This window comes from Kitasatospora nipponensis (assembly GCF_039528135.1).
Classification (GTDB): domain Bacteria; phylum Actinomycetota; class Actinomycetes; order Streptomycetales; family Streptomycetaceae; genus Kitasatospora; species Kitasatospora nipponensis.
On the sequence record NZ_BAAALF010000072.1, the window covers coordinates 1 to 16,359 of the forward strand.

Here is a 16,359-nt window from a genome sequence, read left to right on the forward strand (position 1 = left end):
GATCGGCATCCCGCTGATCCGGGACCTGATCGGCGAACTGCGCCCCGCCGATCCCGCTCGGGCCGAGGCGCGGGCCGCCGCGCGGGCCGCCAACGGCATGCTGCCGCGCCGCTGGCCCGAGGCGCTGGCCGCCACCGCCTTCCTCGTGCTCACCGCTCTGCTCGCCTCCGGTTGGGTCAGTCCGATGCTGCCCTGGCTGGGCTGAAAGGTCGTCATCACCATGTCTCCGACCGCTGTTCCGGAGCTCCAGCCGGACGCCACCACCGTTCCCGGGCCGCCGCCGGCCGCGGGCGGCACCTCGCCGCCGCGCACCAGCGGCCCCTCCCGCTTCCGCCCCGACATCGAGGGACTGCGCGCGATCGCGCTGCTGGCCGTCCTCGGGTTCCACGCGAGCGTTCCCGGCCTGGCCGGCGGGTTCGTCGGCGTGGACGTCTTCTTCGTCATATCCGGCTATCTGATCACCGGTCAGCTGCTGCGGGAGGCGGTGATCACCGGCCGGATCCAGCTGACCGAGTTCTTCTCCCGACGGGCCAGGCGACTGCTGCCCTCGGCCGCGGTGGTCCTGGCGGTGGTCGCGCTGGCCGGTGTCTGGCTCACCGCGCCGCTGCGCCGCGCCGACCTCGAGTACGACGTGCTGGCCGCCGCGCTCTCGGCCGCCAACTGGCGGTTCGTCGCGCAGCAGACCGACTACCTGGCGGCGGGCCGCGACCCGAGCCCGCTGCTGCACTTCTGGTCGCTGGCGGTGGAGGAGCAGTTCTACCTGGTCTGGGCGCCGCTGCTGGCGCTGCTGGTCTGGCTCACCGGCCGGGCGCTGCGCCGCCGCCAGGCCCGGTCCTCGCGCCCGGTGCGGCGCGGGCCCGCGGTGCGGATCGTGGTCACCGCGCTGACCGCGACCCTCACCCTGGTCTCGTTCGCGCTCTCGCTGCACTGGACGCACCACTCGGTCTCCCTCGCCTACCTGGGATCCCCCTCGCGGGTCTGGCAGTTCGGCGTCGGCGCCCTGCTCGCCCTGCTGCCCTGGCACCGGCTGCCGGGCCCGCGCCCGCTGCGCGCCGTGGCGGGCTGGGCCGGCGCCGCGGCGATCGGCTGGTCGGTGCTCCGCTTCGACGCGACCACCCCCTATCCGGGCTTCGCGGCCCTGCTGCCGACCCTGGGGGCGGCCGCCGTGATCCTGGCCGGCACCCCCGGACGTCCGGGCCGGCCCGGACGGGTCGGCCGCCTCGGACGGGCCGAGCGCCTGGAACGGTCCGAGCGCTCGGACCGGGCCGGCGGCGAGACCGGCGGGTCTCCGGGAACCTCCTTCGGACCCGAGCGCCTGCTGGGCGGCCGGGTGCCGCGCGCGATCGGGCGGCTCTCCTACAACCTCTACCTCTGGCACTGGCCGGTCCTGGTCCTCGCCGAGGCCCGCCTGGGCACGCTCGGCTGGCCGGTGAAGGTGGCCCTGACGGCCGCGGCCGCGCTGCCCGCCCTGGCCGCGCTGCGCTGGGTGGAGCGCCCGCTGCGCAGCCATCCGGTGGTCACCGAACTACCGCGTCGTGGCCTCTCGTTGGGCCTCACCGCGGTGATCGTGCCGGTGGTGCTGGCGCTGGTGGTGGGCACCGGGACGCTGCGGCTGCTCGGCCCCGGGGCCCCGGTCGACCTGGCCGGCCTGCCGCCGGGCTTGCCCGACGGCACCTCGCTGCTGATGCCCGCCGCGGGCGGCGCGCCGCACGGCCCGGTGGTCCCCAGCGCCGCGCAGGCCCGCAAGGACTACCCGCCGGACGGTGCCTGTGAGGTGGCCCCGGCGGCCGTCAGAAGCCCGCCCTGCCTCTTCGGCGACAGCGCCGGCCCGGACCGGATCGTGTTGCTCGGCGACTCGCACGCGGGCCAGTGGTTCTCCTCGCTGCTCGGCATCGCCGCCGAACGGCACTGGGCGCTGGAGGAGTTGGTCAAGCAGGGCTGCCCGTTGCCCCAGCTCACGGTGGTCAACCCGCAGTTGGGCCGCGAGTACCACGAGTGCGACACCTGGCGGGCGGACAGCCTGGCCCGGCTGCAGCGTGAGCCCAAGCCGCGGCTGATCGTGGTGGCGGCGCTGAACCGCTACACCGAGGACACTCAACTCCTGGCCCAGGGCTGGGAACAGACCCTCACCCCGCTGCGCGCGCTCGGCGTGCCGATCGTCTACCTCAAGGACACCCCGATCGCGGGCAGCGACGTGCCGACCTGCGTCTCCGGGCACGCCGCGGACCCGGCCGCCTGCGACTTCCCGCGGGCCACGGCGCACTGGCCCGACCCGCTCGCCGACGCGATCGCGGCCGGCCGGGAGAGCGGCGTGCGCACCGTCGACCTCAACCCGGTGCTCTGCCCCGGCTCGGGCCGCGACTGCCCGGCGGTGCTGGAGCGGATCCTGCTCTACCGGGACGACACGCACCTCACCAACGTGGCCGCGGTGGTCCTCACCCCGCGACTGGAACGGCTGCTGGTGGACGCCGGCCTGGTGCCGGCCGGTCCCGGCAGCGGCCCTGCCGGCAGCACCGGAGGCAGCACCGGAGGCAGCACGGGTGGCAGCACGGGAGGTGCCGTGAACTCGGCTGCCGGCACGGCGGGTTGGACCCAGCTGCTGCGGGACGACTTCGACGGGCCGGTCGGCTCCCGGCCCTCCGACGCGCTCTGGCAGTACGACACCGGCACCTGCTACCCCGGGTGCCCGGCCGCCCAGTGGGGCACCGGCGAGGTGGAGACGATGACCGACTCCACCGACAACGTCCGCCTGGACGGCCGCGGTTCGCTGGAGATCGTGCCCACCCGCACCGGCGGGGTGTGGAGTTCGGGACGCCTGGAGACCAGGCGCGCCGACCTCGCCCCACCGCCGGGCGGCACGCTGCGCATCGAGGCCTCGATCGCGCTGCCCGACGCCACCGGCCCGGCCGCGGCCGGCTACTGGCCGGCCTTCTGGACCCTCGGCGCCCCGCTGCGCCAGGGCTACACGGGCTGGCCGGGCATCGGCGAGCTCGACGTCATGGAGTCGGTCAACGGGCGCGGCTCGGTCTTCTCCACCATGCACTGCGGCACCGCCCAGGGCGGGCCGTGCCAGGAGCCGCAGGGGCTGGGCTCGGGCGAGCAGCGCTGCGCCGACTGCCAGGGCACCTTCCACACCTACGCGGTCGAGGTGGACTTCTCCACCAGTCCCGAGCAGGTGCGCTGGTACCTGGACGGGCGGCAGGTCCACCAGGTGACGGCCGCGCAGATGGACCCGGCCACCTGGGACCGGGCCGTGCACCACGGCCTCTTCCTGATCCTGGACGTCGCGGTCGGCGGCGGACTGCCCGCCGCCTTCGGTGGGGCGCCCGGCCCGGCCACCGAGCCCGGACACCCGATGCGGGTGCAGTACGTCTCGGTGCAGACCCGCGGCGGCGGCGCGCACTGACCGCCCGCACGACGGACGCCGCGTGCCTCCGCTCCCTGGTGGGGAGTGGAGGCACGCGGCGTTCGCTGCCGGCCGGGCCGGGGTCACCGGGTCGGGCGCGGCTGCCGGCGCCACCGGGCCGGGTGGGGTCGGCGGGCCGGACGAGAGGGGTGGCGCTGGTGTGACCGGTCGGGCTCCGGGTCAGACGCTCAGGACCTGGCCGGGCAGGATCAGGTCGGCGTCGGTGCCGATGGTCTGCGCGTTGGCGGCGAACAGGGCCTTCACGGTGGTGCCGTGGGCGGCGGCGATGGCACCGAGGGTGTCACCGCTCCTGACGGTGTAGCTGCCGGCGCCGGTGCTCGCCTTGGCCCGCTGGTCGGCCTTGGCGGCCTTGGCAGGCTTGGCGCCCGTCGCACTCTTGGCGTCGGTGTTCTTGACGTCGGCGCTCTTCGTGTCGGTGCTCTTCGCGGCGGCCCTGGGGGCGGCCTGCTGCTGCGGGGCGACCTTGGTGGTGCCGGCGGCGCTGCCGGTGTCGACGGCGGCGGGGGCACCGCCGGCGGTCAGACCCGCCTTGACGGAGCAGACCGGCCAGGCACCCGGCCCCTGGTCCGCCAGGACCTTCTCGGCGACGGCGATCTGCTGCGACTGGGTGGCCTGGGCGGCGGTCGGCGCGTACGCGGTACCACCGTAGGCAGCCCAGGTGCTGGGGGTGAACTGCAGGCCGCCGGAGAAACCGTTGCCGGTGTCGATGCTCCAGTTGCCGGTGCTCTCGCACTGCGCGACCTGGTTCCGGGTGGCCGTGGAGGCGGCGGAGGCCGTGGTGGCCGTGACGAGGCCCGCGACCGGCAGGACGGCGACCGCGCCGCCCAGCAGGGCCAGCCGCATGCGGTTGCGCCGGGGGGCGCTGGTCGCGGCGGTGGCGGCGGCGGTGTTCTCGTGACGGAAGGTCAAGGTGGTTCCTCTCGCAGGCCCCGGGGATTTCGGGCACACGGAACCAGGGCCCGATGGCGGGCCGAGGTGGCGTGGGTCCGGTCCGCCGGACGGATCGCGGCCCGCGCTCAGTGCGCCGCCGTGGCGTCCGGGGGTGCTCCCGGGTGGTGCTCGCTGCACCGAGAACGACGTTAGGTAACCGGCTGACCGACCTCAACCGCTCGGGCTTTGTGCAGGCCAGCGCCCGTTACCCGCGGAAACCCATGGATCAAATCGGGCGAAAACCACTGAAAACAGGCCGGGAAACCCCTGCCGCCTGCCTTTCCTGTGGCGCACGCCACGGCACCCTCGCCCCGGGGCATCGACCCAGCGCCGGGACTTCGCTACTCGGAGCGACAATCGGGGCCCGCCGTGGCCCGGGCCACACGGGGTCAGGGCCAGCGCAGCCCGCGCTCCCAGACCGGCGCCTCCGCGGACCGTTCGGCCGCGCGCCGGTAGAGCAGCCGGACGTGCGCCCGGTCCGCGTCGCCCTGCCAGAACTCGACCTCCTCGGCGTGCACCGCGTACTGGGTGTAGCCGTCGGCGACGATCGCCCCGTCCGCCGCGAGTGCGGCCCGCGCCGAGCCCCACGCCTGCCCGAAGTCCGCCGCCGCACCCATCGGCTCGCTCTGCCGCCCGACCAGCGCGGCGGTCCGCGTCCTGGGGCTGAGCAGCTGGAACACGGCCGCGGCACGCTCCGGCGCGCCGACCGCCACCCGACCGCGCACCCGCACCTGTCGGCCGAGCTCCGGCCAGTAGAAGGTGAGCGCCGCCCGCGGGACCGCGGCGAGCTGGCGGCCCTTGGGGCTGCGGGCGTCCCCGGCGAACCACCAGACCCCGGCCGCCGCCTCCACCTCCCGCAGCGCCACGACCCGCGCGTCCGGACCGCCGACGGCCGCGACCGTGCTGAGCGTGACCACCTGCGCGTCCGGCACCCCGGCGCGCATCGCCGCCACCAGCCACGCCACGAAGAGGTCCCCGGGCCGGTCCGGCGCACCGGCCGGGTCGAAGGAGGGCAGCTCGCGCGCCATCGCCGGCCGCTCCAGCAGCAGCGCGTGCAGTTCGGCCTCCGGCGACAGCTTCGACGGACGGCGCGGCTCGTGCTGCGCGGGTGACGAGTGCGATGCGCTCACCATGGCGGTCCCCTTTCCTGGTCACCGCGGTCCGACGCCTCGGGTGCCGCCATCCTGCCAGCCGGCCCAGCGGCGTCAGCCGCCGGCCGCCCAGCCCCGCGGGTCGCTCCACGCGGCCAGCGTGCGGCGAGAGCGCAGCCGCACCTCGCGCCCGGTCAGCGGGTCGGTGAACTCCAGGCTCGCCGCGAGCAGTTGCAGCGGCGCCCGGAAGTCGTCCGGCGCCGGCTCGGGAAGCACCTGCGGGTAGACCGGATCGCCGAGGATCGGGATCCCCAGCGCGCTCATGTGCAGGCGCAGCTGGTGGGTGCGCCCGGTCAGCGGGAGCAGCCGGTAGCGGCCCAGTCCGCCGCGGGCCGCCAGCAGCTCGATCCGGCTCTCGCTGTTGGCCTCCCCCTCCTCCTCACGGGCCGCAATCACGCCGCGCTCCTTGACGATCCGGCTGCGGACCGTGCGCGGCAGCTCCAGCGCCTCGTCGAAGCGGGCGACGGCCTCGTACTCCTTGCGGACCAGGCGGTCGCGGAAGAGCGTCTGGTAGGCGCCGCGCACCTCCGGCCTGGCGACGAACATGACCAGTCCGGCGGTCAGCCGGTCCAGCCGGTGCGCGGGGCTGAGTGCGGGCAGGTCCAGGTCGCGTCGCAGCCGGGCGAGCGCCGTCTGCGCCACGTGCCGCCCACGCGGGGTGGTGGCCAGGAAGTGCGGTTTGTCGACCACCACCAGGTGCTCGTCCCGGTGCACCACCTCGATCGCGAAGGGGACCGGCACCTCCGGCTCCAGGTCGCGGTGGAACCAGACGCTGGTGCCGGGCACGAACGGCGTGCCGGGCTCCACCGGCCCGTCCGCCCCGATGATCTCGCCGTCCCGCAGCATCTCGGCCAGCCGGCCGGCCGCCGCCTGCGGCAGCCGGTGCGCCAGGTAGGCGGCCACGGTGGGCCAGCTGCCGTCCACCGGCAGCCGCACCCGCACCGGGTCCACCCCGTCGCGCTGCGGCAGGGGCCCGGGGGCTGACTTCGTCCGGCGTCTCATCCGGTCCATCCTAGGCTCCGGCCACCCGACGGCCCGACCGACCACCGACCACCACGGGAACCGCCGACCACACGGGAACCGCCGTCGCCCCGCATCCCGTGACGGACGGGGTGCGGGGCGACGGCGACCCGGGGACCGGGCGGTTCGGGGCTGTCCGGCCGCGGCCGGACCCGGGTCAGTTGAGCGTGACCCAGGCCTGGCTGCTCTTCCCTGCGCTCGCCGGGTTCTGCACCACGGCCGAGCCGGCGGTGCTGCCGGCCGAGTCCAGGACGTAGCCGGTGGCCTGGTTGGTGATGGTCAGCGCACCAGCGCCGTTCTGGGTGACCAGCCACTTCTGCCCGCTGTTGGCGGGGTCGTAGCTGTTGAGCACGGTCACCGTGGCGCCGGCGCCGCCGGTGGCGGTGAGGGTGCCGTGGATCTGGGTGCCGGTGTAGCAGTTGTCGGTGATGCGGACCGTGCCGTCGCCGTTCGTGGTGAACTGCCACTGCTCGGAGGTGTGCGTCGGGTCGAACACGTTGATGTCGGCGGCGCCGTTGGCCGGCGCGTCGCAGTGGCCGGCCACCTCGAGGGCGTAGCCGCTCGGTCCGCCGTTGGACAGGCCGTGGTACTTGCCGTCACCGACGACCGCGGGCGGGGTGGTCGAGCCGGCGGAGATGCGGTACATCGCCACGCCGTGCGGGGCGACGGTGGCACCGAAGCTGCCGGTGACGGTGCCGGTGGCCTTGGTCCACAGGTCCTGGTAGCGGTAGCTGCTGCCGGACAGGCCGACGGCGGCGAGGCTGGTGGTGATGGTCTGGCTGTTGGTCGGGTCCTGGTTGACCAGCAGGACCGCGACGTCGCCGCCCGCGAGCTGGCGGCGCAGCGTCACCGGCGCGGTGCCGGAGCCCGGCCGGCTGCCGACCAGGGTGGCCGGGCTGGCCGCGCTGTCCTGGTCGACGGCGATCACGTCGGCGTTCTTGTAGAGGGCCAGCGCACTGTCGCTCAGACCGCTCGACCAGGTGACGCCGTTGTAGGTGTGCTGCGAGTTGGCCGCGGTGCGGAAGTCGGCGCCGGAGATCAGCGGCGAGGCCATCATCGACAGGATGGAGATCTCGGTGGCCGACTCGGTGTCGGTGAACGGCTGGTGGCAGGTGCAGGTGTCGGTGACGCCCCAGGCGCCGTAGACGTCCTTCCAGCCGGCGAACATCATGTCCATGTCGTTCCAGCTGCCCGGCTTGACGTTGCCCGGGTACTGCAGGGCGGTGCCCAGCACGCCGCCGTAGAAGACGCCGGTCAGGTCGCTGTTGCGGTCACCGCCGATCCGGCAGAGGTTGGCGACCTGACCGCACCAGGTCCCGGTGGGCGCGTAGCCCGGGGCGCTGAACGGCACGGCGGGGGCCGCGGCGATCACCGAGTCGAAGCGGGCCGGGTCGTTCGCGGCCAGCAGGTACGGCACCCCGGTGTGCACCGGCTGCGCCGAGACGCTCATCACGACCCTGGGCCGGCCCTGGGCGGCCGAGGCGGCGTCCAGCGCCTTCTGGAAGTTCTGCACCCGGGTGTAGATGGACTGGGTGAGTTCCTTGCCCTCGCCCTGGGTGCCGTAGTTGTGGCCGTCCGGACCGACGATCGCGGGCCCGTACGGGCAGTCGTCGTACTTGACGAAGTCGACGCCCCAGGAGACGAAGTCGGCGGCGTCGGTGCTCTCGTGACCGAGGCTGCCGGGGTGCGCCTGACAGGTGGTGTAGGTGTCGGTGCCGTACAGGCCGAACTTCATGCCCTTGCTGTGCGCGTACCAGGCCAGGTACTGGATGCCGTTCAGCGTCTGGCCGTTGACGACCTGGGAGGGGAAGTTGGCGTTCGGGATCAGGTGGCCGGTGGTCGGGTCGTTGCCCGTGCCGTCGGTGCCGCTGACCGGGTTGTTGTTCCCGTCGTAGAGCTGCATCGAGCCGTCGGCGTGCTTGACGAAGTCGGTGCTCTGCCCGCTTCGGTGGTGCAGCGACCAGCCGTCGTCGATGGTCACGGTGTTGTAGCCGGCGGCGACCAGGCCGTTGGCCGACATGTAGTCGATGGTGTCGAGCAGCTGGCGCTCGGTCACGTCGGTTCCCAGGCTGTTCCAGGAGTTCCAACCCATCGGCGGGGTGAGCGCCACCCCGTTGCCGAGCGGCGGCGTCGCCGCGACGCCCGGCTGAGCGCCCGTCAGGGCCACGGCCGTCAGCACGGCGGAGGAGAGCGCCAGGGCGCCGAGACGTCGCAGCGCGGGCCGCGACGTGGCCAACCAAGACTCAACCATTCCAAACACCTTCTGTGAGGGAAGCGGCCGGCGGCCCACACCCGTCCTCGTGGAACCCGGCAGCGTTGCCGTGCGGACGGGCGGTCAGGGGTGGCTCACCAGCCATTGTTGAGAAGTATTTAGTTCTGTTGGAATCTGTCAACACCTGTCACAAAGATCGTCGATCCGAAACAGAAGCGAGATCGGATCGCGTCCGACCAATCGCCCAGCACCGGTCGAACCGGACACCGTGGAGTGCCGGTCCACCCCGGCCACCCACTCCGCAATGCCCCTGTGGCCAGCGGAGATCCGACCGGCCGACCGACCCGACCGGCTCGCGGAGCCGGCACCGGAGCGCACCCGAGCGCCCCGAGCCGGCACGCGCTCGCGCAGCGCGCGGACAGGCGGATTAATGCCGCACCCGAGCAGGGGCCGATGGGTAAGGTCGAGCGGTCCGGCCTCACCTTCAGTGAAAGCGAGATCAGATGCCCGACCTGCTCCAGGAGTTGCTGCCGGAGGACCTGCTGCCCGCCACCCGCCGCGCGCTGCTGCACCGGCTGGCCACGGGCCAGGCAGAGGGCCGCACGCCCTCGCTGGTGGGAGCGGTGGTCCGCGCGGGGCGCCCGGTGTGGACCGGGGCCCGCAGCATGATCGAGGGGCACGCACCCACCCCCGACGTCCAGTACCGGATCGGCTCGATCACCAAGACCTTCACCGCCGTTATGGTCCTGCGCCTGCGCGACGAGGGCCTGCTGGATCTCGCCGACCCGCTGGAGCAGCACCTGCCCGGCACCGCCGCCGGGCGCGCCTCGATCCGCGAACTGCTCAGCCACGCGGCCGGCCTCTCCTCCGAGACCCCCGGCCCCTGGTGGGAGCGCACCCCCGGCTCGCTGCGCCCCGAGCTGACCGACCTGCTGGAGGAGCAGCCGTTCCGGCACCCGGCCGGCGAGCGCTTCCACTACTCCAACCCCGGCTACGCGCTGCTCGGCGCGCTGGTGGAGCGGCTGCGCGGCGAACCCTGGGGCGAGGTGCTGCGCACCGAGGTGCTGGAGCCGCTCGGCATGACCAGGACCACCCTGCTCCCGCACGCCCCGCACGCCGGCGGCTTCGCGGTGCACCCGTGGGCGGACGTCATGCTGCCCGAGCCGCTGACCGACACCGGCGCGATGGCCCCGGCCGGCCAGCTCTGGTCGACCGCCGACGACCTCTGCCGCTGGGCCGCCTTCCTGGCGCACGGCCACGAGAAGGTGCTCGCGCCGGCGACCGTGGCCGAGATGCGCCGACCCGCCGCCGCCCCCGAGGGCGACTGGACCGCCTCCTACGGGCTGGGCCTGCAGCTGCTGCGCCGGGACGGCCGGCTGCTGGTCGGGCACAGCGGCTCGATGCCCGGCTTCGGGGCCGGGCTGTGGATCAGCGAGCAGGACGACGTGGCGGCCGTCACGTTGACCAACACCACCGCGGGACCGCCCTGCACCGCCATCGCCGCCGACCTGATCGCGACCGTGGCCGAGCGCGAGCCCCGGTTCCCCGACCCCTGGCGTCCGCTTCCCGAGGTCGATCCCGAACTGCTGGCGCTGACCGGCGCCTGGTACTGGGGACCCACCGCACTGACCCTGCGCCTGCTGCCCGCTCGCGAGCTGGAGCTCGTCGCGGTGGGCGGCTCGGCCCGCGCCTCGCGCTTCGTCCCCGAGCCGGACGGCGCGTGGACCGGCCTGGACGGCTACTACGCGGGCGAGCCGCTGCGGGTGGTGCGCTACGACGACGGCACGGTCAGCCACCTGGACATCGGCAGCTTCGTGCTGACCCGCGAGCCGTACGCGCCGGCCGATCCGACACCGGGCGGGGTGGATCCGCAGGGCTGGCAGGCGTACTGACCGACGGACCGTCGGCGGCGGGGCGGTGGCACCCGGTCCCGCCGCCGACCGGCGAGGGCCCACCGCCCGCCTGGCGGGTGTTCAGCGGGTCGCCCGGCCCCGGACCCGCAGCCGACCCGCAGTCGACCGGCGGCCGTCCCGGCCGGCATGAGACACCTCACATTGCCTTGTGAAGGGACCTTCGACCTGTCTACGGTGCATGTCGTTCGTCCTCACACGAACCCCGCTCTCCGGAACGCCGAATCCTGCCGCCGGATCGGGCGGGCACGTGCAGACAAGCACCACGGCAGGGGCGGGGGACCCAAGGTAAGTCGCCTCACCCGGAGTTGATCCGGGCGGGGCTAGGGGTGAAGCCGCGCTCAGCGCGGCCGGGCAACTCCAGCCCGAATCCGACAGCTCACCTCGCAGGCGTGGGAGAGGAACGCTCTTTAATGATGTCCGTCAACGGTCGTCTCAGCATGCCCAGCCGCAGTTCCATCAAGCGCGCCGTCGCCATCGCCGTGGTGGCGGGCGTGGGCGCCGGCCTGCCGGTGATCGCCGCTGGTGGCGCCAGCGCCGCCCCCGTCCAGCACCACACCCCGCAGGGCCACACGGCGCACGGCCACGCGGCCCAGCAGCACGTGACCCAGCAGCACGCGGCCCCGGCCCAGGCAGTGCAGGCGGCCCCCGTCGCCGCGCCCGCCGCGGCCGCGCCCGCCGCCGCGGCCGCCCCGGCGCAGGCCGCCCCGGCCGGCTACACCGTGGTCAGCGGCGACTGGCTGGCCAAGATCGCCAGCTCGCACCACGTGCAGGGTGGCTGGCAGAAGCTCTACGACCTGAACAAGTCCGTGCTCTCCAAGGGCCCGAACTCGATCTTCCCCGGCCAGCACCTGACGCTGGGTGAGGCCGCCCAGGCCGCCCCGCAGCAGAGCGCCCCGGCCCCCGCCGCGCAGCAGGCGCCCGCCGCCAAGCCGGCCGCGAAGCCCGCCGCCAAGGCGCCGGCCTCCACCGGTACCCAGGCGGCCACCACCGCGACCACCGCCGCCCCGGCCGCCGCGACCACCGCCGTGACCGGCACCAGCCCGGCCGCGCTCCAGGCGCTCGCCGCGACCATCGTGCCGGCCGACCAGCTCGCCTCGTTCGACCAGATCATCACCCACGAGAGCGGCTGGAACATCACCGCCACCAACCCGAGCTCCGGTGCCTACGGCCTGCCGCAGGCCCTGCCCGGCATCAAGATGGCCTCCGCCGGCGCCGACTGGAAGACCAACCCGGCGACCCAGCTGCGCTGGGCGCTGAACTACATGAACACCACCTACGGCAGTCCGAACCAGGCGTGGGCGTTCTGGCAGACCCACTCGGCGTACTGAGTCCCCGCACTCACGTTCCGCCGGCACCCCGAGGGCCCGACTCGCCACCGCGAGCCGGGCCTTCGGGCTGCGCGCGGCCGGATCCGCGGCCGCCCCCGGAACCACGCACGGCCGTTCGGACGGACCGTTCCTCCGGCGTCCCGCCGGCCCGGCGGCGGTCCGGAGCAACCCGTCACACCCGGTAACCTTCCGATGACAGTTCCGAGGGGTGTCGAGCAGGGCCCGGGCGCCGCCCGGCGCTGCCGGGACGACGTCGCGGGAGGGTGCGGGTGGACGCGGACCAGCGGTCGACGCCGGGCGGTGCCCCGACCCCCGAGGACTTCGGTGCCGAGCTGCGACGGCTGCGCACCGCCCGCGGGCTCTCGCTCAGCGGGCTCTCCCGACTCGTGCACTACAGCAAGGGCTACCTGAGCAAGATCGAGAACGGCGGCAAGCCGGCCGGACCGGACCTGGCGCGCCGCTGCGACGAGGTCCTGCGCGCGGAGGGCGCGCTGCTGCGCCTCGCCGAGCCGCCCGACTCCCCCGCGGCAGCCGTGGCGGCGACGGCCACGGGCGACTCGCCGGACCGGCCGCACCCACCGGACCGGCCGGGCGAGGCCGCCGGCCGGGCGCTCGACCTCCCCTGCCCCTACCCGGGCCTGGCGTCCTTCGGCCCGCACGACGCCCACTGGTTCGCCGGTCGCGACGAGGCCCTGACCGCCCTGCTCGACCGGCTGGCCGAACGGGCGGGACGCGGACCGCTCGCGCTGGTCGCACCGTCCGGGGCCGGCAAGTCCTCGCTGCTGCGCGCCGGCCTGGTGCCCGTGTTGCGCCGCAGCGGGGCGACGGCGCAACACGCGGACGGCTGGCGTGCGGTGGTCTGCACCCCGACCGCGCATCCGCTGGCCGAGCTGCGGCGGGTGCTCGAAGAGGTGGCCGGCCCGCACGCCGGGGCCGACGCCGGGGCCGGGACCGGCAGCCCCGTCGGGACCGGACCCGCGGGGGCGGCGCTGGTGCTGGTGGTGGACCAGTTCGAGGAGGTGTTCACGCTCTGCGCCGACGAGGCCGAGCGACGGTCCTTCGTTCGGGTGATCTGCGAGCTCGCGGCGCCGTCCGGTGACGGGCCGGCCGGTCGGCCCGTCCTGGTGGTCCTCGGTGTCCGGGCCGACTTCAGCGGGCGGTGCCTCGACCATCCCGAACTCGTGCCGGTCTTCACCCACGGTCTGCTCGCGCTCGGTCCGATGACACCCGCCGAGCTGCGCGAGACGATCACCCGCCCGGCCGAGGCCGCCGACCTGCTGCTGGAGGCCGGCCTGGTCGAGGTCCTGCTGCGCGACCTCGGTGTCCACGAGGACGCGCAGCAGGACCACCCCGGCCACCCGGACCCGACCAGGGCACCGCCCACCGCGCCGCCGTCCGCCGGCCGCGCCCTTCCCTCCTCCCCGCACCTTCCCGCGCCCCGGACTGCGGCGCGGGACCTCGGCGGCCGGGCGCTCACCGATCACCCCGTCCCGGCCGACCACCACTCGACGGCCGGCGTCCTGCCCCTGCTCTCGCACGCCCTGCTCGCCACCTGGCAGCAGCGCGAGGGCCGGACCCTGACCGTGGCCGGCTACCTGCGCACCGGCGGCATCCAGGGAGCGATCGCCACCACCGCGGAGGCCGTCTACCTCGGCCTGCCGGAGGAGGATCGGCAGGCCGCCCGCCACCTGCTGCTCCGCCTGGTCCATGTGGGTGAGGAGAGCGAGCAGGCCCGCCGGCCGGTCCCCCGTGACCAGCTGGTGCACCGGCTTCCCGAGCCGCCCGGCCCGCGGCCGCCCGCCCGGCAGCAGGCTGAGGACGGCGGTGATCCGGTCGCGGTCCTCGACGCCTTCGTGCGGGCCCGGCTGCTCACCGCGGACAGCGCCACGGTGACGATCACCCATGAGGCCCTGCTGCGGGCCTGGCCCCGGTTGCGCGGCTGGATCCACGCCGACCGGGCCGGACTGCTGATCCGCCAGCAGCTGGCCGAGGCGTCGGCCGAGTGGGAGCGCGAGCGGCGCGATCCGGCCCTGCTCTACCGGGGCACGAAGCTGGCCGTCGCCTACGAATGGCTCCAGGACCACCGCCGGCGCACCGAGCTGACCCCGCGGGAGGCGGCGTTCCTGACGGCCGGCCACGACCAGGAGGCGGAGCGCCGGCGCCCCGCCCCCCGCCAGGCCGGCCGGCGGCGGCAGCTGCTGGTCACCCTCGCCGTGCTGCTGGTGCTGGCACTCGCGGCCGGCGGGGTCGCCTTCCGGCAGCGCTCCGACGCGTTCGCCGAGCGGCACTCCACCCTCTCCAAGGCGCTGGCGGCCGAGTCCGCCACGCTCGCGGCCGGTCGGCCGGAGGCCTCGATGCTGCTCGCCGACGAGGCGTTCCGGACCGCGCCGACCACCGAGGCCCGCAGTGCCCTGCTCAGCACCCAGGCCCAGCCGTTCGCCGGCCGGCTGGCCGGGCACACCGGTGCGGTCAACGCGGTGGCCTTCAGCCCGGACGGCGTCCGGCTGGCCACCGCGAGCTCGGACGGCACGGTCAAGGTGTGGCACGTCGCGGACCGGCAGGTGGACCGCACGCTGACCGGCCACGGCGGACCGGTCCGCACGGTGGCCTTCAGTCCCGACGGCTCGACCATCGCCTCCGGCAGTACCGACGGGACGGTCCGGCTCTGGGACGTGCTCGACCGCAGCCCCGCGACCACCCTCTTCGGCAGCGGCGGTGCGGTGCGCTCGGTGGCGTTCTGCCCGGACGGCCGGACCGTCGTCTCCGGCGGCGCCGACCGCACGGTGCGGCTCTGGGACACTGCCGGCCACACCCTCACCGCCACCCTCACCGGCCACGCCGACGAGGTCGACGCGGTGGCCTGCAGCCCCGACGGCCGCACCGTCGCCTCGGCCGGTGCCGACCGCACGGTCCGGCTCTGGGACACTGCCGGCCACACCCTCACCGCCACCCTCACCGGCCACAGCGACGAGGTGCTCGGCCTGGCCTTCAGCCCCGACGGCCGCACGGTGGCCTCCGGTGCCGCCGACCGCACCATCCGGCTCTGGGACACCACCGACCACACCCTCACCGCCACCCTCACCGGCCACAGCGACGACGTCAACGCGGTCACCTACACCGACGACGGCGCCACCCTGGTGAGCGCCAGCGGCGACGGCACCGTGCGGCTCTGGGACGTGGCGGCCCGCCGGGTGGTGGCCACCCTGTGCGGACACACCGACTACGTCCAGGGCGTGGCGGCGACCCCGGACGGCAGTCTGCTCGCCACCGCCGGATTCGACCGGACCGCGGCGCTCTGGGACCTGGCCGGCACCGCGCTCACCGTCCACCCGTTCGCCGAGGTCTGGCAGGCGGCGTTCAGCCCCGACGGGCGCACCGTCGCGGCGGCCGACGCCGCGCACAGCATCCACCTCTGGGACGCCGCGCGGCACGTCATGATCGGCACCCTGGACGGCCACGACAGCTCGGTCTTCGGCCTCTCCTTCAGCCCGGACGGCAAGGTGCTGGCCTCGGCCGGCGCCGACCACACGGTCCGGCTCTGGGACGTCGCCGAGCGCGAGCAGATCGCCGTCCTGACCGGTCATCAGGGCTCGGTCTTCGCCGTCGCGTTCAGCCCGGACGGCCGGGTCCTCGCCTCCGCCGGCGAGGACCGCACGGTGCGGCTGTGGGACGTCCGGGGGCGCCGGCCGATGGGGGTGCTGACCGGCCACACCGACTTCGTCAACACGGTGGCCTTCAGCCCCAACGGCCGCACCGTCGTCTCCGGGAGCGACGACCTGACGGTCCGGCTCTGGGACGTCACCTACCAGCGCCTGACCGCCACGCTGAACGGACACACCGGCGCGGTGCGCGGGGTGGTCTTCGGGCCCGACGGGCGGACCCTGGCCAGCGCCGGCAACGACGGCACCGTCCGGCTCTGGGACAGCGTCGACCACACCCTCACCGCCACCCTCACCGGCCACACGGGCTCGGTGCGCGGCGTCGCCTTCGCGCCGGACGGCCGGAGCCTGGCCAGCGCCGGGACCGACGGCACGGTCCGGCTCTGGGACGCGGCCCGGCGAGTGCCCCGGGCCACCCTGACCGGTCACACCGACGCGGTCTGGTCGGTCGGCTTCAGTCCGGACAGCCGGACCCTGGTCAGCAGCGGCAGCGACGGGACGGTCCGCGTCTGGAACCCGGACGCGGCGGCCCGCACCGCCGGGATCTGCCGGGTGGTCGGCGTCGTCGACCCCGACCGGTGGGCCCGGGTGCTCCCCGAACAGCCGTACCGACGCGGCTGCTGAGCCGCCGACTTCGAGAACTCCGCGCAGGTCAGCGGGGGTTTCCCGAAGCGTTTCCCGTTTCCTGCGAGTTGGGCGACGGCTGGGGCCTGGACACC

Annotated in this window: 8 protein-coding genes, 1 pseudogene and 1 riboswitch; of the genes and pseudogenes, 5 read left to right on the forward strand and 4 right to left on the reverse strand. The window is 74.9% G+C overall.

Features of this window, described 5'->3' with window-relative positions:
• A pseudogene (locus ABD323_RS20390) lies at nucleotides 1-205 on the forward strand (glycosyltransferase family 2 protein); the annotation flags it as partial.
• A gap of 15 nt (nucleotides 206-220) precedes the next feature.
• Complete coding sequence (locus ABD323_RS20395; protein WP_344443198.1) at nucleotides 221-3,406, forward strand: SGNH hydrolase domain-containing protein; 3,186 nt, start codon at nucleotides 221-223, stop codon at nucleotides 3,404-3,406.
• A 180-nt stretch (nucleotides 3,407-3,586) separates the two neighbouring features.
• Here the strand turns inward: ABD323_RS20395 and ABD323_RS20400 are convergent, their stop codons facing one another.
• The 4 genes from ABD323_RS20400 to ABD323_RS20415 all read right to left on the reverse strand — a co-directional run bounded on the left by ABD323_RS20400 (nucleotide 3,587) and on the right by ABD323_RS20415 (nucleotide 8,779).
• Complete coding sequence (locus ABD323_RS20400; RefSeq protein ID WP_344443199.1) at nucleotides 3,587-4,336, reverse strand: LysM peptidoglycan-binding domain-containing protein; 750 nt, start codon at nucleotides 4,334-4,336, stop codon at nucleotides 3,587-3,589.
• Between the two features lie 410 nt (nucleotides 4,337-4,746).
• Entirely contained in the window at nucleotides 4,747-5,490 is a 744-nt protein-coding gene (locus ABD323_RS20405; RefSeq protein ID WP_344443200.1) for a pyridoxine/pyridoxamine 5'-phosphate oxidase, read from the reverse strand.
• 72 nt (nucleotides 5,491-5,562) lie between these two features.
• Entirely contained in the window at nucleotides 5,563-6,510 is a 948-nt protein-coding gene (locus tag ABD323_RS20410; RefSeq protein ID WP_344443202.1) for an RluA family pseudouridine synthase, read from the reverse strand.
• A 175-nt stretch (nucleotides 6,511-6,685) separates the two neighbouring features.
• Nucleotides 6,686-8,779 carry an alpha-galactosidase gene (locus ABD323_RS20415; protein WP_344443203.1) on the reverse strand — a complete coding sequence of 698 codons (2,094 nt, stop codon included), beginning with the start codon at nucleotides 8,777-8,779 and terminating at the stop codon, nucleotides 6,686-6,688.
• Nucleotides 8,780-9,243: 464 nt separating this feature from the next.
• On the opposite strand from ABD323_RS20415, the gene ABD323_RS20420 reads away from it, so the two are divergent.
• The 3 genes from ABD323_RS20420 to ABD323_RS20430 all read left to right on the forward strand — a co-directional run bounded on the left by ABD323_RS20420 (nucleotide 9,244) and on the right by ABD323_RS20430 (nucleotide 16,264).
• On the forward strand, nucleotides 9,244-10,632 hold the full coding sequence (locus tag ABD323_RS20420) for a serine hydrolase domain-containing protein (protein ID WP_344443204.1): 1,389 nt from the start codon (nucleotides 9,244-9,246) through the stop codon (nucleotides 10,630-10,632).
• 302 nt (nucleotides 10,633-10,934) lie between these two features.
• Nucleotides 10,935-11,058: riboswitch (cyclic di-AMP (ydaO/yuaA leader) on the forward strand.
• 32 nt (nucleotides 11,059-11,090) lie between these two features.
• Complete coding sequence (locus tag ABD323_RS20425; protein ID WP_344443206.1) at nucleotides 11,091-11,981, forward strand: LysM peptidoglycan-binding domain-containing protein; 891 nt, start codon at nucleotides 11,091-11,093, stop codon at nucleotides 11,979-11,981.
• A gap of 269 nt (nucleotides 11,982-12,250) precedes the next feature.
• Nucleotides 12,251-16,264, forward strand: a complete 4,014-nt coding sequence (locus ABD323_RS20430; RefSeq protein ID WP_344443207.1) for an nSTAND1 domain-containing NTPase — start codon at nucleotides 12,251-12,253, stop codon at nucleotides 16,262-16,264.
• Nucleotides 16,265-16,359: the final 95 nt, after the last annotated feature.